Raw genomic sequence first — 26,354 nt, forward strand, 5'->3', positions numbered from 1 at the left:
ACTCCGTCGTCGAGTCTTTTAGCTCCGTTAATGAGTCTTTTAGCTCCGTGAACGAGTCTTTTAGCTCCGTTAATGAGTCTTTTAGCTCCGTTAATGAGTCTTTTAGCTCCGTGAACGAGTCTTTGAACTCCGTGAACGAGTCTTTTAGCTCCGTAAGCAATTTTTTGTGGTGCTAGTAATTGCCTGCAACTGCGCTGTAGTAGAGTGTACTTAATTGATAGCGCTGTGAATAAAATCCTGATTAATTCAGCTAATCCTCAAAATCGGGAAAAGCTGCCCTTGGATGACAAAGCACAGAATTACCCAACTTCTGTACAAGATTGACTCGCAATTAGACAAGCTTTTCCACTCAAAAAGCTGAAGGACTAATCCTGAGTTTGGGCGGCTTTCTTTTGTCTTAATGGGGGTAGCGACTCCGGGTGATTTAATCCGCGATGCCAAGCGCACACCGTTTAATATTGGACAGCGTGTAGATTTAACTGATTTTACCGTTGAGGAAGCTTTACCCTTGGCTGAGGGATTGGCATTACCCAGCAATGAGGCCAACCAGATATTACGCTGGGTATTGAACTGGACAGGCGGACACCCATATTTAACCCAGCGTCTTTGTGGTGCATTGTTAACAAAGAATCCAGAATTTGTAGAGACGCGATTCATCGCGTCTGATGTAGACAAGATCGTTAGCAGCACATTTTTTGGGGCGGTGAGTGAGCAAGATAATAACTTGCAGTTTGTGCGGGATATGCTGACTAAACGCTCACCAGACCCGCAGGTTTTGACTATTTACCGCGAGATTCGCTGGGGTAAGCGGGCGGTTGTTGATGAGGAGCAGTCTTTAGCTAAATCTCACTTGAAGCTATCGGGGGTGGTGCGGCGGGAGAATAATGTTTTGCGGGTGCGGAATCAAATCTATCGGCAAGTCTTTGATGACAAGTGGATTAATAAACATTTGCCGTTTAACTTGCGGGATAGGTGGCAGCAGCTTAAACCTGCATTGCCTTATGTGGCGGTACTGGTAGTATTTTCGGTTTTGATGACGGGAGTGGCTGTGTATGTGAATGGCGAACGTCTGACTGCCCAAAATGCCAGCGAGAGAGAAAAACAACAGCGTCGGGAAGCAGAAATTCAACGCAATGAGGCAAAGCGTCAGGCTGAAAATGCGCGAACACAGCAGAAAAAAGCAGAGGAACAAGGCAGGGAGGCAGAAAAGCAAAAGCGGATTGCTAATCATGAAAGTGAAAGAGCTAAAAAAGGAGAGCAGGAAGCAAAGTCTGCACAACAATTAGCTGAAAAAAGGGGAACAGACTTAAAAAAAGCCCTTGATAAAACAAAAACTGCTGAACAATTAGCTAAGGACAGACAGGCAGACGCTGAAAAGCAACGAGATTTGGCAAAGGTAAAAGGACAGGAAGCAATCGCCGCAAAAGCAGAAGCGGATAAACGTCGGATAAATGCCGAAATTATCGCCGATAGCCTCAAATCACAAAACCTGCTGGCAGCAAATTTAGAGCTTGATGCTTTAGTAACAGGCTTGAAGGTAGGAAAACGACTTAAAACACCAAATAAAAATGTAGAACCAGATACCCGCATTTTGGGAGTAGCTACACTCCAGCAGGTGCTTTATGGAGTCAAGGAACGTAACCGATTAGAAGGTCATAGCGATTCGGTTTGGGGCGTGGCATTTAGCCCCGACGGTGAAACCATTGCCTCTGCCAGTCGTGACAAGACGGTGAAGCTGTGGAATCGCAAGGGACAACTGTTACAAACTCTCCAAGGTCATAGCGATTTGGTTAATAGCGTGGCATTTAGCCCCGACGGTGAAACCATTGCCTCTGCCAGTTCTGACAAGACGGTGAAGTTGTGGAATCGCAAGGGGCAACTCTTACAAACTCTCCAACGTCATAGCGATTCGGTTTTTAGCGTGGCATTTAGCCCCGACGGTCAAACCATTGCCTCTGCCAGTTTAGACAAGACGGTGAAGCTGTGGAATCGCAACGGGCAACTGTTACAAACTCTCCAAGGTCATAGCGATTCGGTTAATAGCGTGGTATTTAGCCCCGACGGTCAAACCATTGCCTCTGCCAGTAATGACAACACGGTGAAGCTGTGGAATCGCAATGGGCAACTGTTACAAACTCTCCAAGGTCATAGCAGTGCGCTTTCTAGCGTGGCATTTAGCCCCGACGGTCAAACCATTGCCTCTGCCAGTGGTGACAACACGGTGAAGCTGTGGAATCGCAAGGGGAAACTGTTACAAACTCTCCAAGGTCATAGCGATTGGGTTAATAGCGTGGCATTTAGCCCCGACGGTCAAACCATTGCCTCTGCCAGTTTAGACAAGACGGTAAAGTTGTGGAATCGCAACGGGCAACTGTTACAAACTCTCCAAGGTCATAGCAGTTCGGTTTTGGGCGTGGCATTTAGCCCCGACGGTGAAACCATTGCCTCTGCCAGTGGTGACAACACGGTGAAGCTGTGGAATCGCAAGGGGCAACTATTACAAACTCTCCAAGGTCATAGCGATTTGATTAATAGCGTGGCATTTAGCCCCGACGGTGAAACCATTGCCTCTGCCAGTCGTGACAAGACGGTGAAGCTGTGGAATCTCAATTTGAATGTAGATGATTTAATGGTTAAGGGTTGTGCTTGGGTGCGCGATTATTTGCAAAACAACCCCAATGTGAGCGAGAAGGATAAGCATCTATGTGATGATATTGATACACGCAGGTAATAAACCTCTCCCTGCCTTGAACTCAAGTTCAAGTCTGTCCCTCTCGCCCGTCGGAGAGGGACGGTTTTGCGTAGTCAAACCAGGGAGAGGTCTTTTGATTGAGCTAGTTTACTTCGACTTGTGTGTACACCGTAGCGCCACGGGGGAGAGGGAGTGCGATCGCCTAGCGTGCTGGAGGCGATCGCTAGTGATATGCTTCTCTTAAAAAGCTGGCATAATTTGCCCGAACCGTCATAGTAGTAGGATGACTTACACCTAAAGTCCGTTCACAAATTCTCAAAGCTTGCTCAAACAGGGGTTTGGCTTTCTTGTAGCGTCTTGTATTACGGTAGAGTGCTGCGAGATTGTTCAGACTAATAGCAACATCGGGATGGTTATGTCCCAGCAGGTGTTTACTCAGTTCTAAAGCTTGCTGATACAAGGGTTCGGCTTTGTTGTAACGTCCTGTAGATTCGTAGAGTTGGGCTAAATTGTTCAGGCTAGTGCCAACATCGATATGTTCTTTTCCCAACAGGCGTTTTCTCAGTTCTAAAGCTTGCTCAAGCAAGGGTTCGGCTTCGCTGTAACGTCCTGTATAACAGTAGAATGCTGCTAAATTGTTCAGGCTAGTGGCGACATGTGGATGTTCATCTCCCACTAGGCGTTTCCACAGTTCTAAAGCTTGCTGATACAAAGGTTCGGCTTCGCTGTAGCGTCCTGTAGATTCGTAGATTAATGCTAAATAGCTGACGTTAGTAGCGACATCGGGATGTTCTTCTCCCAGTAGGCGTTTTCTTAGTTCTAAAGCTTGCTCAAGCAAGGGTTCGGCTTTGCTGTAATGTCCTGTAAATTCGTAGAGCAATGCTAAATTGTTCAGGCTAGTGGCGACATCAAGATGGTTGTCTCCCAGCAAACGTTTTCTCAGTTCTAAAGCTTGCTGATATAAAGGTTCAGCTTCGCTGTAGCGTCCTGTAGATTCGTAGAGTCCTGCTAAATTGTTCAGATTAGCAACAACATCGGAATGTTCTAAACCAAGACGATTTTGAGTCAGTTCTACACACTGTTGTAACCAAAGTTCTGCTTGCTGATAAAGTCCTTGACTTTGATAAAACCAAGTTAATTTAGTAAACAGAGTGATTAAATTTTTATCACCTAAATACTGGGGTAGGTGGGTTGCAACTTCTGTAATGTGCGGGATATGTGGAGTGAGGTTAAGAATATCTTCAGAGTTAGGCTGTTGCGGAATTAGCTTTGCTACTTGTAACATCATCACTGCAAATTTAGTTTTTGCTTCATCCGCCTCACTTGATTTATCCAACTTCATTTGGAAAAGTTGCCGAATCAGTGGATTTAGACGATAAATTTCTTTACTTATCCGTTGTAGCAAATGCAATTCGAGTAAATCGGCTACGGCTTTTTCCCAAAGTTGTTGTTTGTCATCTTCTATCGTCTTAACAGATAAGGGAATGTCAGCTAAGGCACACAAACTTAGCAAACAGCCAAAGCTTTGTGCATTCTCATCCAACTGTTCCCAACTCAATTCAAAAGCTTCAGCTAGACCGGATTCATAATCTATCAATGAGTTAGCATTGACTACTGTTTCATGTTCCAGTCGCTTTTTCTCTAGCCGCTTCAGCAGTGTTTCCAGAGACAAATCTGGCATTTTATCCAGATATCGCCCGACTAACTCTAATGCTAAAGGCAAATATCCCAAAAATTTACAAATTCTTCTCGCAACCCAAGCTTCTTGTTGCAGTCGTTCCCGAACCACCAGCGATTTTAATAATTTCATCGCCGCCAAGGGTTTGAGGACATCTAATTCACTATTATGTTTCGCCTTCAGGTAAGCTTGTAACTTTTCTAATTTGCCCCGACTATTGGAAATAGCTAACTCAGGATAATTCTGGGCGAACTTTTCATATACTTCACCCATCGAGTTTCTAAAAGTAGCAACATCAACGTTTAATTCGCTGGCAAGTTTAGCTTCACTTTTACCTAAGTTTTCAGTCTTAAAATATTTTATAAAAGCTGCCGTTTGCTTTAGAGATAAGCTATGAGTAGCAGCTTCTTTGGCTAGAAAATTAGCCCATTGCATAAACAGCTTGTAAAGTTTATTTTTAATTCTACTTTGTCTCTATTTGAAAAGCACCTCTCTTTGGGGTAGAAATACCATTTGCATAGAAACATTTACAAGCAGTGGTTGCCTTTGAACCTCGAAGTTGAGCCTCTGAACCTCAAAGTTGAGCCTTTGAGCCTCAAAGTTGAGCCTCTGAACCTCAAAGTTGAGCCTTTGAGCCTCAAAGTTGAGCCTCTGAACCTCAAAGTTGAGCCTTTGAGCCTCAAAGTTGAGCCTCTGAACCTCAAAGTTGAGCCTTTGAGCCTCAAAGTTGAGCCTCTGAACCTCAAAGTTGAGCTTTTGAGCCTCGAAGTTGAGCCTCGGAAGCTCGAAGTTGAGCTTTTGAGCCTCGAAGTTGAGCCTTTGAGCCTCAAAGTTGCACCTTTGAACCTCAAATTTGGCGTTTGGAACTCAAAACAGCTACGCAATGTCTACGACTGGCTACGCCGGAGCAGTATTATTTGGGTGTGTAAAGGCGATCGCTGCTAAAATTTAAACTACAACTGTTATGTTGGATGAATTTGGTGTGATTTTGGGAGAAAGGGTGCGATGTGTAGCGTGTCGGAGGCATTCGTTAGTGATATGCTTCTCTTAAAAAGCTTATTCTGTTTACCCCCTGACTGTCTAATTGGTGTTGTTTGCAGATTAATTGGTACTCTAGGATTCATTACTAGGAAAATTCATAATGTATGGTCTCGCTGTTGCTAGATGATGTACGGCAATACCAGGATTTTGATGATGTACATCGTGATTAATTGCTGCTTGAATCACCGTTTTCCCAAAAATTCGCTCTCCCCATGTTTCAATAGTACTGGAAAATTTTATCTCAAATGTCCCATATTTGCCTTTTTGGTGATGTACAAGACGAAAGAATACTATATCCCCTAGCCCATACACAATTCGCATAAATAACCAAAACCAAAAGAATTTTTCTCCCCCTAAGAAAACTAATATTCCTAAAATCAATAGCTTAATGAGCAAATCTAGTCCTAGTTGAAGATTAAATCCATTCACTTGTAGTGAGCGAATAAAACTTTGTTCTGGCGCACTCAAGGCGTTGAGAATAACAACAAAAAAATTCCCTCGAATATGGTAAGCATCTGGGTCTAATTCTGTTGCTGGACTCCGATGATGAGCCAGATGAATCTCACAAATTTGTGGATAACTTAGCGTCAAAATAGAAAGTGGAATAGGACTAATAGCCAAACAGCTAATTATCCTATTTATCTGTTTGTCGTTTTTAACATGAATAAGTTCATGTACGCTAATAACCCAACGAGGCAGTGTAACAGCTACAATCGCAAATAAGATCCAACTAGAGATAAATTCAGCTACAAATAAACCATAAGCCGCCACTAGGATTAGAGCAGCCACAGCACAATGACGGAGATATTGGCTGGCATCATCATCAGTAACTATGTACTCAATTGGACATTTCCTGGTGTTTTTGAGCATTGTATCTATAAAATTAACTTACACTTTTGAATTCTACACTAGTAGACTGTGGCAGAAGTTTGCCTACTTTTAACAAGATTTCTGACAAAACCTCCTGGCTGTCTTATTGGTATATAATAGACCTCTTGCAAAAGTCCCTAAGAGCAGGCTCTTAGGGGAGAATTTGCCGTAAGTCAAAGGCGGGGTGGGGTTCTTTTTTGATTTATGCAAGAAGTCTAATAACGGATTTGAAAGCTTGAACGCCACGATTATCCTTAAGTCATCAACGTAAAAATACTGCTTAGAGAGTCAGGTAATTTACCAAAAAAGTCCTAGCAGTAGGATGACTTACACCGTGTAGATACGGTTTCTCAACGCCGATTTAACTCACAATATCAGAGACCAAAAATTCTGCGATCGCTACTTGAGCCTATTTAGTTAGCTACTTCAACTTGTTTATGTGCGATTCCTAATACGATTGAGTCGCTGCAAGCAAGTATTTAGAAAAAACTTCAACAAGCTTTATCTCCCCTCTCCGAACTCACGGAGAGGCGTTGGGGGTGAGGTTTCGCTTTATTTCGCCGACGCTAATTTATCCGCAATGCGTGTAGTTTCTGGCAGGCGATATTTTGTCGTGCAGCGTAATACATAGTCAATCGCTGTCGGTAAACTAATACGATGACCACTGGAGATGTAGAGAGGTTTTACTCCTGTGCGCGATCGCAAAACAGCCCCAATCGTTTCGCCTTTATATATCAATGGTTGCTGACTGCCTTTTGTTTCTGGCAATTCCCCATGCTTACCTACTAACAACGATTTGGCTACACCAATTGTCGGCATATCTATAAGTAATCCTAGATGGGTAGCTATACCTAATCTGCGGGGATGGGCAATTCCTTGACCATCACACAGGATGATATCTGGTATTGTTTTAATCTTTTCCAGCGCATCGAGGACAGCTGGAATTTCCCGAAATGAGAGGAAACCAGGAATATAGGGAAAGGTCGTAGGACGGTGTGCTAGGCTTGTCTCAACTACTTGCAAATCAGGAAAACTTAGTACTGCGACAGCTGCACGGCTAATTGTTCCATCAGCTTCAAAACCCATATCCACACCAGCAACATACTGGATAGGTTCTTGAAATTGATCCTCAGTAATTACTTGATCTCCCAGCTTTTCTTGGATAACTATGGCTTCCTCCAGCGTCGAAGGCCAAGCATGATCTCGATAAATCTTCATGTTTTAATTGGGAATAAAATTGATTGATCTAAATCCTGGTAATTTGGCAAGCAAAGAAAATAAACACTAATTTTTGATATTGATGCCGGAAAAATATATTTTTTGCAAAAGTCGATGAAAGACTATCTTTATACTAGATATTTTAACCCTAGTTAGTTGATATCTTGCATCAGAATGTTATTTAAGGCTGTGAAGAGGGAATCCTGAGAATATAAGTTTATTTTCCCAGATTTTCTCTTTTACTCGTTATGACACAGCCGAATATTCTGGAACTTGCAAAATAGGGAGATACCGAGGCGATCGCATCTTTGATGAACCGCCACTTACATCCCAAAGCTATGACTGCAAAAGTTGCCTTCAAAGATGGTTACTTAGAGGTAATGCTAGAATCTGCCGAAGTACCAAATCAGCAAATTTTAGTTGCATTTGTCCGCAAAGGGTTAAGGGCTTTAGGGGCTGCATCTGTTGAAATAGTGAAAGTTTATGGACAACAAACGGATAGCGAGTTTCCAGCTTGGAGTCAAGAGTTTGATTTAGCCATAGCAGAAGCTGAATAAGAAGCATTAGATAATGAACAGTCTTCTAGTAATTCTCAAACTCTAACTATTTGTATTAACTTAAGTGGCGATACTGCACGCGGATTAAAAAACCAAGATTTTCTCAGGGCGATTATTCTAGTTCCCATAGCATTTCCTGGCACACGTTTAATAGTATTTGGACTGGTTGGAGTATTTATATCAGCTCTCGGTAACAGCCCTATATTATTAATATTTTCTGTTTTATTCGGCTTATTAATACCAACAATTGTCTTAGCCTTTATCTACCATATTTTCTGGTTTATTTGGCAAAAGCCTAAATCAGCTAATAAATTACCTAAATGGATACCTACTTTGAATAGCTTATGGGCAGGTTTCTATGGCACAATCGTAATGGGATTATCTTTTATGCTAATCCTAACTATGTTTTCGGAATTAGCTTTTTCTAGTTGCAACTTTTACTATGAAATACCGGAATACTTAGATAGCTGTGCTGGGCATTTAACAGGACGTGCAACAAACGGAATTTTTTACAGCATTGAACATAATGATTTTTTAAGTCAACGTTGGTTCATGATTTGGATGTTCACTGCCGCATATCTATACCAGTTAGAACACTTAGTAATAAAACGCTTCATTCCAAAGCTGAAAGTTATACTCCAAAGCTTTCAAACTAGACCTAAGAGCTACAGTATTGATCACACAGATTTAGAAATTGACAGATTGCGTGGTGATACGGGTCTAAGCCAAATGAGAAAAGGCAAAACGCAGCATTTGCCCATAAAATCACTAGCCGAATATCATTATCAAACTCCTAAAAATTTAAAGAAAAAACTGCTGATAATTATGCTAATTTCCTTGGTTGCCATCGGAGTATATTTATTAGCAAAAATTCCAAAAATGAAAGAAAAGGCACTAACGTCTATAGCTTCTAAAGTTATGTCGCCAACTCCATTTGCAACACCACTCACACCTCAAACTGATAGATTCCGAGAGGCTGTTAATCAAGCAATCAGTGCTGCCAAACTAACCCAATCAGCAAAATCTCCAGATGATTGGAAGATAGTTACGAGTAAGTGGAAATCTGCAATCGCACTTATGAAAAACGTACCATCTTCTAGCCCCAATTATGTAGTAGCTCAACAAAAAATAAAAGAATATCAGAGAAATCTAACCTACGCTGAGAAAAATTCTGTCGGTAATAAGGAAAGCGCTCGCTCCTTAAAGCTAAACTAGAAAAAGGAGTATTGATCGTATTAACATCAAATTACCAGATGCTATCCATGCAGCAATAGCACTATTGACTCAATGCTCTACTTTTCTAACTAATGATCAGCGCTTTGGGAGTGTTCCTGATCTATCAGTAATTTTGCTTTATCAAATTAATTCTCGCTAGCTAGAATTTATAATAAAAGTAATTTCGCCCCCGAAGCCAACCATGACAGAAGGAAAGACACGGCGTAATTTCCTAATTACCAGCATTGCTGTGACTGGAGGTATTGTGGCAACTAATGCTTTTCAGGAAAATACTACCAACATCGCAACACCGCCAGCAAGTATGCCAGAACGACTGCTGGGACGCACAAAAGTAAAACTCCCGATCTTTGGGTTAGGAGGAGCAGGACAAACGCCGCTATCCTGGGAAGGAAAAGAGGATGATGCTACGGCAATTATTCAAAGAGCGCTAGAACTTGGCATTCGCTACTTTGATACAGCCGCTACTTATGGTTCGAGTGAAGATTATTTAGGCAAAGTGTTACCACCCCATCGCTCAAAGCTGTTTCTAGCAAGCAAGACTGATAAAAGAGATCGGGATGCTGCATGGCGAGAATTGGAGCGATCGCTTAAACGTCTCAATACAGATTATCTCGATTTGTGGCAGTTGCATCACGTTTCTTTTTCCGAAGAACTCGACACCATCTTTAGTCCATCTGGCGCAATTAAAGCTTTGGAAGAAGCCATACAACAAAAATTGGTGCGGTTCGCAGGTATTACCGGACATCACGACCCTCAAGTGATTGCTGAAGGGTTACGCCGCTATCCTTTCCACACTACACTGATTCCGGTGAATGCTGCCGACAAACACCACCCACGTCCATTTATCCCCGTAGTTCTACCAGTTGCTCAAGAAAAAAATGTCGGTGTGATTGCGATGAAAGTCCCGGCTTATGGTCGGCTGTTTAAATCAGGTGGGTTGACAGGTATGGAGCAAGCTTTAGGTTACACAATGTCTCAGCCTGGAGTTCACTGTTGCGTGATTGCTGCACAGACTATTGCACAATTAGAAAAAAATGTCAAGATAGCGCGGGCTTTTGTGCCTCTTAAGAAGGAAGAATTGACAGCGATCGCAGCGCGGACTGCTAATATCTGGGAAGATAGTACATTCTTCCGCGCTTGGACTTAGTACAGTTCGCCATAAAAAATGCCCAAATCAAGCGCAAACTATCAATTTTTTCGGATGGTCAATGGGAGTTTAACGATGACGAAGCCCGACTTTAGCAAAATGTCTCGTCAAGAACTGAGAGCATATATTTTAGCTCATCGTGAAGATGATGAAGCGATTGAGGCATTAATCAAACGGAGAAGTCCTAATAGTCCGACATATCCATTCCCTCAAACTAACGAGGATTTGAGGGAAATGGAAGAGATACTCAAGAAAAAACTAGTAGTCTGTCAAGAACTAATTGACGAATAAATTTTCTGTAGAGACGGCGATAAATCGCGTCTCTCTAACCGTCAAAATGAATTTGACAGACCACTAGGTAGTGGTGGAGAGGCTGTCTAATTAGTTGAAAGGTTTTACCAAGGGTTCAGATAGTGAAATCTTGCAGATATTACAACTTACAAGTCACGCTGATAATATTGTGCCGCTTGCGACATATTAAATTGTAATAGCTTCTCCTCTGGCAACTTGTATCCCAAATTCGGCTTCAAAGGCGAAATATTTAAACTGCGAATAATTTCCGCCGCCACAGCCTTTGCTAGTAGCGGTGGTACAGAGTTACCAACTTGCCGAAATCCGTGCCATTTGGTTACATGAAATCTAAACCAATCGGGGTAAGAATGCAATCTTGCCGCTTCTCTAACTGTGATACAGCGCGGCGTAATTGGATGAATTGGTCTAGGAGATGTAAAAGAACCCCTAAACTTGTCCGTTCCGGCTCTTAAAGTATTGCAGACACCAGCAGGATGTAGCTTATAAAAACGACTAATTTTTTCTCTTTCGCCTTGTTGAGTCTCCTGAAAACGTTTAATAGTTTCCGCAGAATGTTTTGTTCTTAAACTTGAAGAAAGTATTCGCAAATTATATTCACGGTTGTAAGAATAATCATCGTCTAGGCATTTTAGCCCGCGAAGAACAAGAGCATATTTACTAGGTTTTCCGTATTCTGCCACAACCCAATTTCTTGTTATTAACTCAGGATATTTTTCTATTTCCGGTAAATCTCCAATTGCATCCCATACTGTAGGACTCAATGGAATGTCAGATATTTTTTTAGAAGTTAAATTATTTGGTAATGCTTGTTTAGTAATCGGCTGAGGGTATTTTGGTAACTCTACATCCTCCCTTGCGCCGATGAGAAATAATCTCTCACGAGACTGTGGTACTCCGTAATTTGCAGCGTTGAGAACTTGGTAATTTTCTTCTACTTGATAGCCGTAAATTTTAAACTCGCTAATTAAGGATTGGAGGATTTGTTTATGTTCGCCAACTGTGATCCCCCGAACATTTTCCATCACAAAGAACTTCGGTTTTAGCTCAAAAACCAGCCGATGAAAGTGAAACACCAAAGAGTTTCGCGGATCATCAACAATTCGTTTACCAATTAGGGAAAATCCTTGACATGGTGAGCCACAAATTACCACATCAATTTCCCGCTCGCCAATCTTAGACCGATTTCTAATTTCTTCCCCGGTTGTATCCACAACACTTTTGCATAACACTGAGCAATAAGGAAAGTTAAACTCATGTGTTCCACAGTGGATCGGGTCGATTTCCACAGAAGCCAGCACATCAAAACCAGCTTGCTCAAAGCCAAGAGTCATACCACCCGCGCCGGCAAATAAGTCAACTGCGATCGCTCGTTGTTTTCTCATCTCATCAGCCATGACACCTCTAAAGCGATTGGGATTGGATATCGCGTATTAAATATACAAAATTTTCCCAGTCCCCACTCCCATTCGGCTACGCTCACGGCAAGCCTACTCCCATTCGGCTACGCTCACGGCAAGCCCACTCCCCGGTAGCATTTGCAAAATTTCTTGAGCAGCGCGATCGCACACCCCAATTTCTCCTAAACACTGCCGCATTTCCTGATAATCTAGCAAAGTTTGCTCTCTGCGACTCGGATTGAGTAGCAGTTCCATCGCCGCTTGGATAATATTCTCTGGTGTGGCTTGCTCTTGTAAAAATTCTGGCACAATCGGCTTCATCACTACTAAATTGGGTGGCGATGCAAAGGTTATAGAACCTTTGAGGATTTTACGAGCTATCCAAGCAGTCAGAGAACTTAGGCGGTAAACTACAACTTGCGGCACATTGAACAAGGCAAGTTCCAGGTTCACAGTACCAGATTTGCTAATGCCTAAATCAGCAGCAGCAAAAACTTCCTTTTGTTGACCTGATAGAACTGTAGCCCGCAAACCGTAACGCTCAACAGCTTCCTCAATTGGCTGTCTATAGACTTCCAGAGATAGGGGAATCCAAAAATGAACTTCAGGTAATTTAGCTTGAATAGTCTGGGCAGCTTGAAAAATAACTGGTAAAAGATATTTTAGTTCTTGGTGGCGAGAGACGGGGAGGAGTGCGATCGCAATTTGTTCTGGTGTAATCCCCAATGTTGCACGGGCTGCTTCCCGACTAGGAGCGTCTTGCATTCTGTCAACCAAAGGATGTCCTACCCAACTAACTTTTGCCCCTTTCTCCCGAAAGTAACGCGCTTCTTGGGGAAAGATTGCCAACAGCTTGTCTGTAAAGCCGACAATCCGGTTAGTTCTACGCAAATTGACTGACCAAGCCCACTCTTGGGGAGCGATGTAATATACCACAGGCACATCTGGTAAGTGCCGTTTCATATAAGTTCCGATTTCCACATTGGGAGTCATATAATCGATCAACACCACCAAATCCGGTGGATTTTGCTTTAGGGAAGCGATCGCCTGACGTTGCACCTGGAGAGTCGGTAAAATATAAGGCAACCCTTCTAGAATACCCATTGAGCCAATACTGCTGGTATTGCCCAGCAGAGTTGCCCCAGCCTCTACCATTTTTTCGCCACCCAGCGCCACAATCTCTAATTCCAACCCAATCGCCCCAGCTTGACGCTTCAGTGCCGTAATTAGCAGCGATCCTTGTAAATCGCCAGATACTTCGCCAGTGCTGATAAATATCCGCATTTGATAATTAGTAATTAGTAAAAATTAGGAGTTAGGAGTTAGGAGTTAGGAGTTAAAAATTTAATTCATCAACTCATAACTCATAATTTATGATGTCTAAGCAATTAACCACAATTCCTCGGAACCCCTCCCCGCCAGCTACGCTCTTACTCCCCTCCTCGCTTGCGGGTGTAAATATTGATTCATTTGATCGAGGGGGTCGACCGCCAGCTACGCTCTTACTCCCCTCCTCGCTTGCGGGGAGGGGTTGGGGGTGGGGTGCTTTGATTATGGTTAATTCGACAGACATGATATATCTAACATCTCACGATTCATCACTCGCGCCTTTTTTCCCCTTACCAGGAATCAAGCCACGCCTTCCTGACATCTGAGAAAGTAACAGGAAGCGTCGCAGATGCTGCAATTTTTCGCTATCCCCTAACAATTCCAGTTCTTCCAAGGCATCCTTAAAAGACAAATTAGAACGGTAGAGAATGCGGAAGGCTTTTTTCAGCATAAGCAAATCTGCTGAGTCCATACCAGACCGTTTAAGTCCCACAAGGTTGAGGGTTCGTACCCGCGCCGGATTTCCCTCCACTAACATATATGGGGCTACATCTCGGTCAATACGTGCCATGCCTCCCACCATTGCCTGTCTACCAATATGCACAAATTGATGGACACCTAAAACCCCACTCAGCCGAGCGCGTGACTCTATATGGACATGACCTGCCAACGCCACAGAGTTAGCAATCACTACTTGGTCTTCAATCACGCAGTTATGAGCCACATGGACATAAGCCATCAGCAAGTTCCCATCACCAATTACCGTCGCTTCACCGGCACCGGTAGCGCGGTTAATCGTAACGTACTCCCGAATCAAATTGTTATCACCAATTTTGACCCAAGTTGGTTCTCCCACAAACTTCAGATCCTGGGGTTCCATGCCGATGGCTGCACCTGTAAAAATCTGATTTTGCGCCCCAATTTCACAAGGTCCCTCTAGCACTGCATGAGCGCCGATTATTGTTTCAGGTCCCACTTTGACATGCGCTCCAATCACAGCATAGGCACCGACTTGCACTGTATGGTGGAGTTCCGATTTTGGATGAATTACAGCAGTTGGATGAATTAGCGTTTTCAAGGGTGAATCTCCAGAACTGTCTTGATAATCCAGCGCCGGACGGGGTTTATGAGGCAGCGTGTTACCCTGGTTAAGAGAGTTATACCGACTGCTGTCCCATCAAGGCAACTGGCGTTGTTGAGCGTGAAGTATTTCAGTGAACGAAAGTGTCGGGCAAAGCAAGTTAAATATGTTTGTGAGTGCGTCTCGTAGAGAGGGCGTCGAAAATCAAGAAATTATCAGATGCTATAGTGGATTTTTTTTTACTGTGATCCTTTTTCAGGATTCAGTAGGGGCATTTCACGGCTATGCCCAGACCACAAAAGCAAACTTTTAGCTAACTAGAGAAAACATTAATTCCCCTTCACAAGCAAGTTGACCGTCAACTTCGGCACGACCTTGCATCTTACCGAAACGACGTTGTTTTACCCATAACAGTTCCACCGTCATTACTAGTTGATCTCCCGGTACGACTTGGCGGCGAAAGCGGACTTTATCGATACCAGCGAAGACAAACAGCCCGCCTTCTCCGGGAGACATTTGAGTTAGAACAATGCCCCCAACTTGTGCCATTGCTTCGACAATTAGCACCCCTGGCATCAGTGGACGTCCAGGGAAATGTCCTGGGAAATGGGGTTCGTTGATAGTGACATTTTTAACGCCAACAGCTCGTTTTTCTGGAACGTAGTCAATTATTTTGTCTACAAGTAAAAATGGATAGCGGTGGGGTAGTAATTTCTGAATTTCTTCAGATGTGAAAGTTGTTTTAATCTCAGAACTGATTTTAGTCTCATTTATAGCCCGTGGTTCGATAGATGTAGGTGTAGTCGGATCGATGATATTTACTTCAGTGATAATTGACATTGGTCGTGTAGTTGATTTTTCGTCTGAAAGTTGAGTAGGCAGGTGTATATCCAAAGCCTTAATAATCCCGGATTTTAGGCTTTAGATCCAATCCAAAATCTAAAATCGTTCGACTGAGCGTTCGCGTAGCGTCTCGGAGAGAAGGCGTTCGCGTAGCGTTCCGCAGGAAAGTCCCAAATCTAAAATTCTTTGAGCCAGTTGAATGTGTAAATTATGACTGGCTTTATACGCTAAGAAATGAGCAGTAGGAAAAGTTCCTAGTAAACTTAAATCTCCGACTAAATCCAAGATTTTATGACGGACTGGCTCATTTGCAAATCTCAATGGTGGATTTAGCCAGCCTTCTGATCCACAAACGAGTGCATTATCCAAACTGCCACCTTTAATTAAACCTGTTTTTTGTAAGTGTTCAATTTGATCCAGTAACCCAAAAGTCCGGGCAGGAGCAATTTCCGCAGCAAAGCTAGCAGAAGCTTTTTCTAGTTCAGCAGTTAGTGACCAACTATGCCATTGATTACCAATGGCGGGCAGGTCAAAATCAATACCGTAACTAAAGCGGGTTTCTGGTGCTGGGAGGGCACATACAAAGGCATCCCCTTGATAGACCCATATTGGTTCTGTAATAGCCAAAGGAATTTGGTTGTTAACAGGTTGTGATACTAGACCAACTTGGGTAATGTTGGCTGTCCACACACTTGCTGAACCATCCAAAAGTGGAACTTCTGGCCCATCAATTTCAATCCGGGCATTATCCACGCCCATACCCGAAAGCGCTGCCAACAAATGCTCTACCGTGCGAACATATACCTCACCCTTGCCCAACTGAGTTGAGAGAACAGTGTGACTAACTGCGGCAACTTGGGCTGGAATGATCGGCAAATCCGGTAAATCCACCCGCACAAAGTAGCGTCCACTTCCGGCATCAGCAGGTAATATCCGCACCTGGGTACTCACACCGCTATGCAATCCCACCCCAGTTTGAGTGATTTGGGCTGCTAGAGTGTGTTGTTGCATAACCGAAAACTCAATATATTTCCTTTAGTATTGTTCATCGTCTGTTTTGGTAAAATCCCTGATATTCCCCTAAAAATCTTATTAATCCCTTTATCGGAACAGTATTGAGGTAAATGTAAAAATTAGCAAGCTAATCCAAAAAAGTTATGAGTTAAGAATGAGGAATTAAAACTCATAACTCCTAACTTCTAACTCCTAACTGGTTAAAACCTTTCGCCAATACCAAAATTAATCCTGCTATCACCGTTATCGTTGATACCGTAGTCAATCCGAATTGGCCCTAGTGGAGACTGGACGCGAACGCCAAGACCATAGCCATAGCCACTTCCGTTCTTATTGAGTATTTCAGCTGCCTGGGTACTAGTACCCAGGTCACTGCCAACATCAAAAAATAGTGCGCCGCTGACTACTGAAAAAACTGGGAACCGATATTCAACTGATGCTTGCACATAACTGCGTCCACTACTTAATCCTCCTTCTTCATAACCCCGGACGGAGTTGCTACCCCCAAGGGTAAAAGCTTCGTAGGGAGGCAAGTCACCGAGAACTGTTCCTGCTTGGAAGTTAAATGCTAGAGTTTGTGCCCCTTTTTTGAAGAAGCTAATCAATTTGATGGGGAAATATTGGCTGTAGCTACCCCGTAATCTGGTGAGTAAAATGTTGCCTAGTCCCAGAGGGACTGACTGATCGATTCCCAAGCGGAGATAAGAACCACTGGTAGGTTGCAAGGGGTTATTACGGAGATCGCGCTGTACGCCGAGTTGAAACAGCAACAAATCGTCTTGACCTCCTGGAGACTCGGTTAATTGAGTGGTGGTTGGTTGTGTGACAATATTTCCATTCTGGTCGATAGGATTTCCATTACTGTTAAATAGCCCTCCTGTTCTTACGAGATTGCCATTGGCATCACGGGCGGAAACTCGTTGATATTGTAAACCAGCTGAGGCTGTCCATACGGAAGTTTTGTAGGGGTTGGAGGACAGGGGACGGGTAAAGGTGACACCACCACCGAGACGGAGAATGCGAGGGGTATCCTGAGAATCTGTATTAGTGGGATTATTTGGGTCAAATGTTCTAATATTCCGATCTTTGCCATCAAAAATCAACGAAATGGAACTGCGGCGAAAAAGATCGACCGTGTAGGAAGTCCGGTGGGGATCTCCGGCGATCCAGGGGTCTGTATACCGCAGGTCAAACAGCAGTTCCCGCTCTCCCACCTGTACTTCTGCACCCAGTTTTTGGTTTCTACCGTTCAGGTTTTGCTGTTGATAGCTAACTGTGCCAAATAGTCCACTAGCAGAACTAATCCCTGCCCCAGCCGCAATAGAACCACTACCGCGTTCAGCTACATTCACTACTACATCCACCTTGCTAGGGTCACTACCAGGGTCAAGGGAGACATTCACATCTTCAAACAGTCCCAGTCCATACACGCGCTGTAGGTCTTTTTGCACTGTATTGCGGTTGAATACTTGTCCTGGCTTTAATTCCAATTCTCGTGTAATGATGTAATTTTGCGTTCGTCCGCGAATCGGTTGTCCCTTCTCGTCTGTATCCTGACCATCTTTATTGCGGAACCGGACTCTAATGTTTTCTACTACCCCTTCTGCTATTTGCAAGGTGACAATTCCGTTTTCAGAGACTTGGGGCGATCCAATCACATTGGCTAGCACGTAACCTTGGTCTTGATACCGCTTGTTTAACTGCTTGATGCCTTCCTGCAAGTCACGCAAGTTGAGGATTTTGCCATACTGCTGGCGAAAAACTTCATCTACAGTATTAAGTGGTAGTACGGAAGCAACACCAGTGCCAGGATTGGCTTCTACTTGTACCTTGGTGAGGACGGGGTTAGGCTGTACAACAAAGCTGACTCGCACTCCCAAGGGGGTATCTTCTGGCGCTGCTTGGACGTTGGAGAAGAAGCCAGTACCAAAGATGGCGTTAATATCTTCTTGCAGTTGGCTGCGGGTTGTCGTTCTTCCTGGTTGGGTGCGAATTACTTTGTAAACTTGGTCTTCTAGTTCTGGTGATAGTTGCCCAGTCTGGGATTTAACTACTACTTCCGACACCAGTACGCGGGGGTCATTGGCTTCTGGGGCTGGGTTGGGTTGAGTATTTCCCGGAGTTGTCGGCGGGTTAACATTCTGCGGATTTGGAGTCGCGCCTGGGTTTGGGGTAGGTGTTCGTTGTTGAGTAGCTGGGGGTGAAATGTTTGGAGCGCTTGATGGTTCGGGACTTGTGGGTAATAAAGGTTGCGTTGTCGGTGGATTGACATTTTCTGGGACTGGAGTAGTCTCAGGAGTTTGGAAAGGTGTTAGTTGTTGACTACCTGGGAGTGGAATGTCTGGAGCGGCTGATGGTTCGGGAGTTGTGGGTAATAAAGGTTGCGTTGTCGGTGGATTGAGATTTTCTGGAACTGGAGTAGTATCAATTGGCGAAGGTGTTAGTTGTTGACTAGCTGGGGGTGGAATGACTGGAGCGGGAGATGGCTGTTGAGTCGGGTTGGGATTTATTATTTGAGGGGTTTGTGCAGTTGTTGGCGTTGTGGAGGTTGGTACTATTACCTTTGGTGTCGCTCCAGCGTAGCCCGCACTTCGACTTGGCTCAGTGACCACCGCAGCCATCGCGGCTCGATTGGCAGGGTAAGCTGTGACAAAGGGGGATTGTAGATATTTCGCCTCTGTAACCCCTGTGGGATTAGGTGGAGATTTTAAACTCTCACTAGTGTAACGCTGACCAGTGTCTTTTTCTGGCTGCTGATTTGTTCCTAGTGTCAAAACTTCTGTTGTCTGTTTTGAACTGTTGGCGGTTTCTGCATTTGCACTCAGTGAGCCGCCCAAAGGGACTGTAATTGCTACTGCTGCCAGCAATACGGGAGATAAACGCATTTTACTTATGATTCCTATTCACGACCACACACACCATTACAAATTAGTCATTAGTCATTGGGCATTGGGCATTGGGCATTGGGCATTGGGCATTATTTACAAAGGACAAATGACAAATGACAATCCACACGAGTTTAATTGATTTTTACCCACTTAACTATTACTCTCTACTGCTTTTAGCACTCTTTGTAAAACTTCTTGGTAAGCATCCTCTACATTTCCTAAGTCTCGGCGAAAGCGGTCTTTGTCCATTACCCGGCGGTTTGAGTCTTCTTCTGCGGTATCCCACAACCGGCAGGTGTCGGGGCTAATTTCGTCTGCCAAGAGCAACTGCTGTTGTGAGTCCAAACCAAACTCTAGTTTGAAGTCTACTAGGATAATGCCGCACCGTTGCCAAAAGTTACGGAGAAATTCGTTTATTTGCAATGCTAGATGGGTAATTGCGTCTACTTGTTCCGCAGTAGCTAGTTCTAGCAGGTATAGGCGATCGCGTGTCAACAAAGGATCTCCTAACTGATCATTTTTGTAATAAAACTCAACCAAAGGCTGTTTCAGAATTGTACCCACTGCTAACCCTGTTTGTTGACACAGACTGCCAGCAGCAATATTTCTAATCACTACTTCTAAGGGTAAAATCTTTACTGCCTTCACCCGCATCTGATTCGGGGCAGGGCTGTCGATAAAGTGAGTCTTTATACCATAAGCCTCCAACTGTTTAAAAAGCTGGCTGGAAATGCTACAATTAATTTTTCCTTTCCCTTGGATGCTGCCACGCTTTTGGGCGTTAAACGCCGTGGCATCGTCTTTAAAATCAGCCAACAAGACTTCCGGATCGTCCGTTGTATAGAGAATTTTCGCTTTGCCTTCGTATAACTTGGAATTAACAGACATGGTGGCAGGTAAAGTTCTAGGCGATGAACCAAAGGTTGTCCTTTGAGGCTTCACCATTTTATCTTTAGTTATTAACTATTAGCCATTGGTGATTATTTAAGAGGACATCGGGTTGCCGATAATTGGCCACACGCGTCCAAGGGCTGAGTGGGGAATCTTACTTCTTTACTCACAACTGGAACTCAAAACTGTTTTACCCAATGCCCTCTTCTTGGTAACAGAATTTAAACCTGATCTATGTTGATAACCGTAGTTTTTGCCCTCACCCTAAATCCCTCTCCCAAATCTGGGAGAGGGACTTTGAAATTCTGGCTCCCCGAATCCCAAATCTGGGATTCGGGGTTGGGGGATGAGGGCAAATCCTTTTGATCACCGAAGAACTACAGGTTTCAAGATAGACGCGGTTTGGCAACCTGTTGCCAAAGATTCCGAACTGAATCTCTAACTTTTAACAGAGGACAATTGGCTTTGGTTTATAGTAAGTCTACCTAAATAGTTTGAGTTAGAAGTTAGTAATCATTTTTACTAAAAGTTTTATAGAAAATAGGATAATGTTTTGTATATTTTGTCACTCAGGCTTTACACTGAAGTTAATTACAATCCGAACTTCATAAATTAAGATGAGATAAATTGACAACCGGGAGGAAAATCAAATATTGTCTCTAGTTACTTTACCAGGAATTTTTGTAATATTTATCACATAAATATTACAAGCATGATCTTCTAATCTCAAAATCTGAATTAACCAATTCCTACATCACCGATTGGAAAAGGAGTTGGATGATTTGATTTCTCCCAGTCTGACACAAGTAGGACTTACGCAAAACTACACTCTGTAGGGGCAATTCATGAATTGCCCCTAAGAAGAAAATCATTGTTTTCGGCTATTGTTTGCGTAAATCCTGAGAAGTTAAAGATTAGGTTAGCTAGTAATTCAGCTTTAGAGATTTAAACAGAAGGGGAGTTGAATAAATTGGAGAACAAAATGGTGAATAAGGATGATTTTCTGTTTCCTCGTGGTCGCTACTACGGTCAGGTAAAGCCAGAAAACTTGGTTTTTAATGCAAATCTACAGGAATTTGCCCAACGAGTAAGCTACATTTGCAACTTAGAAACAGGTGGAAAACTGCCTCCAGGTCAAGCTTATGAACAAATAAAGGATTTATGGAAACAGTTGAAACGCTCAAAAAAAGAGCTAAGAATTGGCGAAGACCCGTTTCAGGATGACCAGGGGGAGGGTCAAGGATGAGGGGGATGAGGGAGAATCACCAATGCCCAATGCCCAATGCCCAATGACTACTTAGTAAACATTGTCCAAACACCATCCCAAGACTCTGGGGCGGCCTTTGTTGATAATTATGCGCCCGTTCTGGGTGGATATCAACAGCTTGGTCTTGGGGTTGAATGCATTTGGCGGCTTCAAAACAGGCGATCGCTTGTTTTGAAGTTGCGCGATAAATAAGCCGAGTCTCCAGTATGATAGTAAAACAAAAACTCTTGGATTTTGGCATTTAGGGGAAAACGAAATAATCCTGCCCAGTCCCCACTCCCCTATTTTGTCAACTGTTCAGAAAATATCACCTTCTGATAGTAATCTTGTAGCTGCTTAGTGGCAGCTGTCCAACCCCAACTTTCTGCTTCCTGGCGAGCATTTTGACGGATGATGTCTCGTTGTTGTTTTTGTTCTAAGAGGCGAACAGTAGCAGCTAACGCGCCTTGAACATCTGCTGTTGGCTCAAAAAGATATCCATTTACTCCATCTGTGACAATATCGGGAATTCCCCCTGAACGGGCTGCTACTACAGGACAGCCAGCAGCCATCGCTTCTAGTAGTACTAAGCCTAATGTTTCTGTACGGGAAGGAAACATAAAGGCATCAGCACTTGCAAAGGCAGAACCTAATTCTTGCCCCATAAGATAGCCAACAAAATAAGTGTTTGTGTCAGCAAAGTGTTTTTGCAATGCTTGACGGTGTGGACCATCCCCAACCAATGCCAACCGCGCTTGGGGAATTGCCTCTAAAATTGGTTTGATACGCTCAATTTCTTTTTCAGCAGAAAGCCGCCCAACGTAAAGTAGCAATGGACTTTCTGGATGATTTTGCGATAAGCGCGATCGCATCTCTACACTAGCTAAATCGGGGTGAAATAATTCTGTATCCACCCCACGCTGCCACAAATCTACACGTTCAATACCGTGTGCTGTCAGTTCCTCTACCATAGCTGTGGAGGTACACAGATTCAAATCTGCTTGATTATGAGCGCCTTTCAGCAATTCCCAAAGAAGCCCTTCTAGCATCCCCAAGCCGTAATGTTGGAGATATTGGGGTAAATGCGTATGGTAAGATGCCACTAAGGGTATTTTGAGGATTTTGCTATAGAATATGCCAGCTAAACCCAAAACTGCTGGATTTACGACATGAATAACATCTGGCTTAAACTCTTCTAAAACATAACCAATGGCTGGGCGGGGTAATGCCATTTGCAATTCTGGATACAATGGCAGAGGAAAGCCAGTAACGCCGTAAACTTTAGCGCCTTTGTATTCTGTGATGCCTCCATCAGGGGCAATCACCAGCACTTGATTACCACTGCGCTGTAAATGATCAACAGTATGGCGTAGGCGCGTTACAATGCCATCAACCTTGGGTAAAAAGGTTTCCGTAAATAGAGCAATTCTCATATAAAACTATTCAGTACAGGCAGATAATCTCAGCTTCAGAGTGCATTTTGCTATTAAACACACAGTAAACTGTCTCGCGTGCTGTAATCAATTCTGACTTTTCACGGTATCTGGAAAACCTCTCTTCTTCATCTCTCTCCTTTTAGGAGAGAGACTTTGAATTTTACCCCTTCCCGTCGCTTATATCTTGCACCAGGCGACTGGAAGTCGCGGCTACACAGGCAAAACCCACCTCCGTGGGTTTAAACTACCGCTTCTCTACCAGACGCAAGCGCGAACGCTATCAGTCGGGAATTCCGACCCATCACTGATTGAAGACCACACTTCGGCGTTGCTCGGTGACCACCAAATCTAGGATTTGGTAGGGGTCTAAAAAGAGTCTATTCAGGGTTCGACTGACTTGTACTGAGCGTTGTCGTTGGCGTGGTCACTGAGCCTTGCCGAAGTGCAGCCTCTCGTAGAGAAGTAGCGCTCACACCGAAGTCCGCTTTTTCGGTCAAAATTGATTCTGAATTCTGACGACTGACGCCTTTATTCTGTTTCGATAAATAATAACTAATTGGTCGTCATATTGTGCTAAAATAGGACGACCATTTTTAGACCCACGATTTACTGGGGTTTACCCTAATTTCTGTGCCAAGAGACTTTCGGCATAATTTGTTTGTGATCAACTCGTTTCTGATACTTGATGGCAAAGTTTAACAGAGAATCGAGTAAAGAATCAGAGAGCAAGTGTGGCTGTAACCCTAAATCGAGCAATTTAGTGTTTTTAGCGTTGAAGTAATGTTCTTCTTTCTCGACTCTGGGATTATCTAGGTGATTGATTTCTACATTCAATCCCATAGCGTTACCAGCTTTTTTCACCATCAATGCCAATTCGCCGACGCTGAATTGTTCGGTAAATTGGTTAAATACGCGGAATTCACCAGCCTCGGCAGGGTTAGCGATCGCTAATTCCACACATCGGACTGTATCCCGAATATCCAAAAATCCACGAGTTTGCCCACCTTTACCATAGACTGTTAGGGGGTGTGCGATCGCTGCTTGAATACAAAAGCGGTTCAGTGCCGTACCAAACACACCATCGTAATCCAGCCGATTAATCAATAATTCGTCCATCCCCGTTTCTTCGGTTAAGACGCCATAAACTACACCCTGATTTAAATCAGTTGCCCGCAATCCCCAAATCCGGCAAGCAAAGTGGATGTTATGACTATCATGGACTTTGCTTAAATGGTACATTGAACCAGGCTGCTTGGGATAAGGTAAGGTATCCTTGCGTCCATTGTGTTCAATGGTGATATACCCTTCTTCTATGTCGATATTCGGTGTACCGTATTCACCCATTGTCCCCAACTTCACCAAATGACAGTCTGGGAAATCTTCCCGCATGGCGTACAACAAGTTCAACGTACCAACTACATTATTGACCTGGGTAAGAACTGCATGTTCACGGTCAATCATCGAAAATGGAGCCGAACGCTGTTCACCAAAATGCACTAGGGCATTTGGCTGAAATTGATGTAACGTTTTATGAAGAAATTCGTAGTTAGTAATATCGCCGATGAACAAGTCGATAGATTTGCTAGTCAAATCTTGCCAGCGCTGGAGACGTTGCTGAATTAGTGCGATCGGCGTGAGAGTTTCGACACCTAGTTCATTATCCCAGTGCCGCCGCACCAAACTATCTAAAATTCCAACTTCATAACCTCGATTGGAAAGGTAAAGAGCAGTTGCCCAACCGCAATACCCATCGCCACCAATAACCAGGACTTTCATCTTAACCAGTTTTTACTCGCTGATAGCTAAATCTATCAGGTTTCTGTCCCATCTCACTCATCATTCTGGAGGAGATATGAATTTTGGGGGAGTGGGGAGATGGGAGAGATAAGGGAGATGGCGGAGATAAGGAGAATAACCAATGCCCAATGTCCCATGCCCAATGCCCCATATTTCAAGATTTAGAAATCCGATACTGCTGGGCAATGTAATAAAACAAACGATAGTAATCTGGAAATTCTTGGCTCTTGCTTCGTCCTTGCCAGTAATATTTTACTTGACTCTGAGTTAGCGTTAGTGTCATCGAACCTACTCGTTGATCAACTTCTACAACCAGCACCCCAGATACTCCTTGGGTAGTCTGAAAGTTAGGTTTGATCTTTTTCATAGACTCTTGGTCTGTAACAATCGAATTTGGTAGCTGCTGACTTGCCCACCCCTGAATTTGCACTGAGTTATCCTGTAGTGAAATAAACGCGATTCCATCATCATTTGCTGGGGCTGCTAAAGAAGTCCAGTTACTCGGATATAGAAATTCAAAGCCATAACGGGAATTGCTATAAGTTTTCCAGGCGATCGCCCCGGCGTTAAAATCATTTGCAGTACAACCCCACAGAATTATAAACAGGGCAATGGCTCCGCTAACGCTGGCGGCAAACCGATAAATTCTTCGCCCCAAACTACAAATTTTCTTAGCAGTAGCCATTTACATTACACATTTTGCCAAAGTCACTGACTTTATAGAAATACCAGAAACTTAGATCAATACCTTCCCCAATTTACGATTTATTCCCGAATCGGGAAACTGCACCAAAAGAGCGCTCATTAAAAATTCAATATTCTTTTCAGCATATTTACCATTCTCTTTTGAGTTCCCGGTAGAAGAAGCTGAGAATAAGTGCTTTATCACACAACTCATTTACAGTCCATCTCAGACAGCCGACGAGCTAACTTTTTTTTCAATGCTAGTGTCATTCGCTGGCATCTCCTGTGGATATCAGCTGTTTACAACCGGAAAGGTATTTAACTTTAATCCGCTTACGCTCCAAATAATGAAAAAATAAGCCAAGTCAGGCAATCATTGCTTTATCGTTAATTAGCGATCGCTAATTCCCATCAAGGTTTCAGGCTTAGAATCCGTAAGTCCTGATTAATTTTCAGAGGTTCGTAGTCAGCGATTTATCGCTCAATTAAACAGCGTTTCCGCTCCAAATGTAAACAAATGTAACAAAATTGGCGTTAAAACGTTTTACCGTCTTGACAACCAACAAAAGAACGGATAACTTGATATACATACCCGGGTAAGACCGTTAAAGAGTTATATGCAAACGCAAACTAAGCAAAAGGTCACTTTGTATTTATCGCCAGAGTTGCACAGAAAACTGAAGATTCGTTCAGCAGTCGATTCCGAACCAATGTCAGAACTAGCCGAACGGGCGCTTGTTTTTTACCTGTCTAATTCAGAATTGGTTGAGGAGGTAGAAGATTCTTCTTATGGGCGGACTCATAGAGTTTATTCATGTCCAACTTGTGATAGCTCACTAGTCTTACGTGATGGGGAACTGATTGCTTTGGGCAATCAACCAGGAGTAATTGGTCAAAAACATCTTTCGATTGATGAGATGGATGAAGATGAAACCAATCCCAAGGGTGAGGAAGAGTTAGTTCCTTGCTAAATAGATCGGAATTATTGATGATTCGG

The 26,354-nt window shown here is 43.4% G+C and carries 22 protein-coding genes and 2 pseudogenes; 10 read left to right on the forward strand and 14 right to left on the reverse strand.

Annotated elements, in window-relative coordinates; genetic code table 11:
- Positions 1-388 precede the first annotated feature (388 nt).
- Together HWQ38_RS40620 and HWQ38_RS29555 are read left to right on the forward strand one after the other, a co-directional pair.
- A pseudogene (locus tag HWQ38_RS40620) lies at positions 389-916 on the forward strand (AAA-like domain-containing protein); the annotation flags it as partial.
- 117 nt (positions 917-1,033) lie between these two features.
- Positions 1,034-2,731 carry a hypothetical protein gene (locus HWQ38_RS29555; RefSeq protein WP_366933359.1) on the forward strand — a complete coding sequence of 566 codons (1,698 nt, stop codon included), beginning with the start codon at positions 1,034-1,036 and terminating at the stop codon, positions 2,729-2,731.
- Between the two features lie 184 nt (positions 2,732-2,915).
- On the opposite strand, the gene HWQ38_RS29560 is transcribed toward HWQ38_RS29555, so the two are convergent.
- Positions 2,916-4,805 carry a tetratricopeptide repeat protein gene (locus tag HWQ38_RS29560; RefSeq protein WP_292800990.1) on the reverse strand — a complete coding sequence of 630 codons (1,890 nt, stop codon included), beginning with the start codon at positions 4,803-4,805 and terminating at the stop codon, positions 2,916-2,918.
- 78 nt (positions 4,806-4,883) lie between these two features.
- Here HWQ38_RS29560 and HWQ38_RS29565 point away from each other — a divergent pair, with 78 nt between their 5' ends.
- The gene (locus HWQ38_RS29565) at positions 4,884-5,315 is read left to right on the forward strand and encodes a hypothetical protein (protein WP_292800992.1); all 432 of its coding nucleotides are present in this window, start codon (positions 4,884-4,886) and stop codon (positions 5,313-5,315) included.
- Positions 5,316-5,483: 168 nt separating this feature from the next.
- On the opposite strand, the gene HWQ38_RS29570 is transcribed toward HWQ38_RS29565, so the two are convergent.
- Both HWQ38_RS29570 and nfi read right to left on the reverse strand, forming a co-directional pair.
- Entirely contained in the window at positions 5,484-6,281 is a 798-nt protein-coding gene (locus HWQ38_RS29570) for a fatty acid desaturase (RefSeq protein ID WP_292800994.1), read from the reverse strand.
- Positions 6,282-6,833: 552 nt separating this feature from the next.
- Positions 6,834-7,499 carry a deoxyribonuclease V gene (gene nfi / locus HWQ38_RS29575; RefSeq protein WP_292800996.1) on the reverse strand — a complete coding sequence of 222 codons (666 nt, stop codon included), beginning with the start codon at positions 7,497-7,499 and terminating at the stop codon, positions 6,834-6,836.
- A 338-nt stretch (positions 7,500-7,837) separates the two neighbouring features.
- Between nfi and HWQ38_RS29580 the strand changes: the two genes are divergently transcribed.
- The 5 genes from HWQ38_RS29580 to HWQ38_RS29595 all read left to right on the forward strand — a co-directional run bounded on the left by HWQ38_RS29580 (position 7,838) and on the right by HWQ38_RS29595 (position 10,730).
- On the forward strand, positions 7,838-8,056 hold the full coding sequence (locus HWQ38_RS29580) for a hypothetical protein (RefSeq protein WP_292800998.1): 219 nt from the start codon (positions 7,838-7,840) through the stop codon (positions 8,054-8,056).
- A 372-nt stretch (positions 8,057-8,428) separates the two neighbouring features.
- Positions 8,429-9,271: a hypothetical protein gene (locus HWQ38_RS29585; protein WP_292801000.1), complete on the forward strand. Its 843-nt coding sequence runs from the start codon at positions 8,429-8,431 to the stop codon at positions 9,269-9,271.
- A gap of 25 nt (positions 9,272-9,296) precedes the next feature.
- Positions 9,297-9,431, forward strand: a complete 135-nt coding sequence (locus HWQ38_RS40625) for a hypothetical protein (RefSeq protein WP_366933360.1) — start codon at positions 9,297-9,299, stop codon at positions 9,429-9,431.
- Positions 9,432-9,473: 42 nt separating this feature from the next.
- On the forward strand, positions 9,474-10,439 hold the full coding sequence (locus tag HWQ38_RS29590; protein WP_292801002.1) for an aldo/keto reductase: 966 nt from the start codon (positions 9,474-9,476) through the stop codon (positions 10,437-10,439).
- 75 nt (positions 10,440-10,514) lie between these two features.
- Positions 10,515-10,730 carry a hypothetical protein gene (locus HWQ38_RS29595; protein ID WP_292801004.1) on the forward strand — a complete coding sequence of 72 codons (216 nt, stop codon included), beginning with the start codon at positions 10,515-10,517 and terminating at the stop codon, positions 10,728-10,730.
- A 146-nt stretch (positions 10,731-10,876) separates the two neighbouring features.
- On the opposite strand, the gene HWQ38_RS29600 is transcribed toward HWQ38_RS29595, so the two are convergent.
- The 7 genes from HWQ38_RS29600 to purC all read right to left on the reverse strand — a co-directional run bounded on the left by HWQ38_RS29600 (position 10,877) and on the right by purC (position 20,191).
- Positions 10,877-12,145 carry a DNA cytosine methyltransferase gene (locus tag HWQ38_RS29600; RefSeq protein WP_292801006.1) on the reverse strand — a complete coding sequence of 423 codons (1,269 nt, stop codon included), beginning with the start codon at positions 12,143-12,145 and terminating at the stop codon, positions 10,877-10,879.
- A 93-nt stretch (positions 12,146-12,238) separates the two neighbouring features.
- A complete protein-coding gene (gene lpxB, locus HWQ38_RS29605) occupies positions 12,239-13,432 on the reverse strand; it encodes a lipid-A-disaccharide synthase (RefSeq protein ID WP_292801008.1) in 1,194 nt (397 codons plus the stop codon).
- A 304-nt stretch (positions 13,433-13,736) separates the two neighbouring features.
- A complete protein-coding gene (gene lpxA, locus HWQ38_RS29610) occupies positions 13,737-14,555 on the reverse strand; it encodes an acyl-ACP--UDP-N-acetylglucosamine O-acyltransferase (RefSeq protein WP_292801010.1) in 819 nt (272 codons plus the stop codon).
- Positions 14,556-14,867: 312 nt separating this feature from the next.
- Entirely contained in the window at positions 14,868-15,398 is a 531-nt protein-coding gene (fabZ, locus tag HWQ38_RS29615; RefSeq protein ID WP_292801012.1) for a 3-hydroxyacyl-ACP dehydratase FabZ, read from the reverse strand.
- A 99-nt stretch (positions 15,399-15,497) separates the two neighbouring features.
- Positions 15,498-16,412 (reverse strand): UDP-3-O-acyl-N-acetylglucosamine deacetylase, encoded by a 915-nt coding sequence (gene lpxC / locus HWQ38_RS29620; RefSeq protein ID WP_292801014.1) that lies wholly within the window; start codon positions 16,410-16,412, stop codon positions 15,498-15,500.
- A 203-nt stretch (positions 16,413-16,615) separates the two neighbouring features.
- Complete coding sequence (locus HWQ38_RS29625) at positions 16,616-19,300, reverse strand: BamA/TamA family outer membrane protein (protein ID WP_292801016.1); 2,685 nt, start codon at positions 19,298-19,300, stop codon at positions 16,616-16,618.
- Between the two features lie 153 nt (positions 19,301-19,453).
- A complete protein-coding gene (gene purC, locus HWQ38_RS29630) occupies positions 19,454-20,191 on the reverse strand; it encodes a phosphoribosylaminoimidazolesuccinocarboxamide synthase (RefSeq protein WP_292801138.1) in 738 nt (245 codons plus the stop codon).
- 985 nt (positions 20,192-21,176) lie between these two features.
- On the opposite strand from purC, the gene HWQ38_RS29635 reads away from it, so the two are divergent.
- Positions 21,177-21,440 carry a hypothetical protein gene (locus tag HWQ38_RS29635; protein WP_292801018.1) on the forward strand — a complete coding sequence of 88 codons (264 nt, stop codon included), beginning with the start codon at positions 21,177-21,179 and terminating at the stop codon, positions 21,438-21,440.
- 47 nt (positions 21,441-21,487) lie between these two features.
- Here HWQ38_RS29635 and HWQ38_RS29640 read toward each other — a convergent pair.
- The 4 genes and pseudogenes from HWQ38_RS29640 to HWQ38_RS29655 form a co-directional block, all read right to left on the reverse strand.
- Positions 21,488-21,709 (reverse strand): annotated as a pseudogene (locus HWQ38_RS29640) (hypothetical protein); the annotation flags it as partial.
- 33 nt (positions 21,710-21,742) lie between these two features.
- Positions 21,743-22,873, reverse strand: a complete 1,131-nt coding sequence (locus tag HWQ38_RS29645; protein WP_292801020.1) for a glycosyltransferase family 1 protein — start codon at positions 22,871-22,873, stop codon at positions 21,743-21,745.
- Between the two features lie 624 nt (positions 22,874-23,497).
- Positions 23,498-24,652, reverse strand: coding sequence for an NAD-dependent epimerase/dehydratase family protein (locus tag HWQ38_RS29650; protein ID WP_292801022.1), 1,155 nt, complete (start codon positions 24,650-24,652; stop codon positions 23,498-23,500).
- A 175-nt stretch (positions 24,653-24,827) separates the two neighbouring features.
- On the reverse strand, positions 24,828-25,358 hold the full coding sequence (locus HWQ38_RS29655) for a hypothetical protein (RefSeq protein WP_292801024.1): 531 nt from the start codon (positions 25,356-25,358) through the stop codon (positions 24,828-24,830).
- A gap of 616 nt (positions 25,359-25,974) precedes the next feature.
- Here HWQ38_RS29655 and HWQ38_RS29660 point away from each other — a divergent pair.
- Positions 25,975-26,328, forward strand: coding sequence for a hypothetical protein (locus HWQ38_RS29660; protein ID WP_292801026.1), 354 nt, complete (start codon positions 25,975-25,977; stop codon positions 26,326-26,328).
- Positions 26,329-26,354: the final 26 nt, after the last annotated feature.

It is taken from the genome of Nostoc sp. NMS7, from assembly GCF_017115085.1.
Taxonomy (GTDB): domain Bacteria; phylum Cyanobacteriota; class Cyanobacteriia; order Cyanobacteriales; family Nostocaceae; genus Nostoc.

Bases quoted from the DNA above. Each gene is read 5' to 3' on its own strand.
- HWQ38_RS29555 (WP_366933359.1), top strand. From the start codon at position 1,034: ATGACGGGAGTGGCTGTGTATGTGAATGGCGAACGTCTGACTGCCCAA.
- HWQ38_RS29560 (WP_292800990.1), bottom strand. From the start codon at position 4,805: ATGCAATGGGCTAATTTTCTAGCCAAAGAAGCTGCTACTCATAGCTTA.
- HWQ38_RS29570 (WP_292800994.1), bottom strand. From the start codon at position 6,281: ATGCTCAAAAACACCAGGAAATGTCCAATTGAGTACATAGTTACTGAT.
- nfi (WP_292800996.1), bottom strand. From the start codon at position 7,499: ATGAAGATTTATCGAGATCATGCTTGGCCTTCGACGCTGGAGGAAGCC.
- HWQ38_RS29580 (WP_292800998.1), top strand. From the start codon at position 7,838: ATGACTGCAAAAGTTGCCTTCAAAGATGGTTACTTAGAGGTAATGCTA.
- HWQ38_RS29585 (WP_292801000.1), top strand. From the start codon at position 8,429: ATGGGATTATCTTTTATGCTAATCCTAACTATGTTTTCGGAATTAGCT.
- HWQ38_RS29590 (WP_292801002.1), top strand. From the start codon at position 9,474: ATGACAGAAGGAAAGACACGGCGTAATTTCCTAATTACCAGCATTGCT.
- HWQ38_RS29595 (WP_292801004.1), top strand. From the start codon at position 10,515: ATGACGAAGCCCGACTTTAGCAAAATGTCTCGTCAAGAACTGAGAGCA.
- HWQ38_RS29600 (WP_292801006.1), bottom strand. From the start codon at position 12,145: ATGGCTGATGAGATGAGAAAACAACGAGCGATCGCAGTTGACTTATTT.
- lpxB (WP_292801008.1), bottom strand. From the start codon at position 13,432: ATGCGGATATTTATCAGCACTGGCGAAGTATCTGGCGATTTACAAGGA.
- fabZ (WP_292801012.1), bottom strand. From the start codon at position 15,398: ATGTCAATTATCACTGAAGTAAATATCATCGATCCGACTACACCTACA.
- lpxC (WP_292801014.1), bottom strand. From the start codon at position 16,412: ATGCAACAACACACTCTAGCAGCCCAAATCACTCAAACTGGGGTGGGA.
- HWQ38_RS29625 (WP_292801016.1), bottom strand. From the start codon at position 19,300: ATGCGTTTATCTCCCGTATTGCTGGCAGCAGTAGCAATTACAGTCCCT.
- purC (WP_292801138.1), bottom strand. From the start codon at position 20,191: ATGTCTGTTAATTCCAAGTTATACGAAGGCAAAGCGAAAATTCTCTAT.
- HWQ38_RS29635 (WP_292801018.1), top strand. From the start codon at position 21,177: ATGGTGAATAAGGATGATTTTCTGTTTCCTCGTGGTCGCTACTACGGT.
- HWQ38_RS29645 (WP_292801020.1), bottom strand. From the start codon at position 22,873: ATGAGAATTGCTCTATTTACGGAAACCTTTTTACCCAAGGTTGATGGC.
- HWQ38_RS29650 (WP_292801022.1), bottom strand. From the start codon at position 24,652: ATGAAAGTCCTGGTTATTGGTGGCGATGGGTATTGCGGTTGGGCAACT.
- HWQ38_RS29655 (WP_292801024.1), bottom strand. From the start codon at position 25,358: ATGGCTACTGCTAAGAAAATTTGTAGTTTGGGGCGAAGAATTTATCGG.
- HWQ38_RS29660 (WP_292801026.1), top strand. From the start codon at position 25,975: ATGCAAACGCAAACTAAGCAAAAGGTCACTTTGTATTTATCGCCAGAG.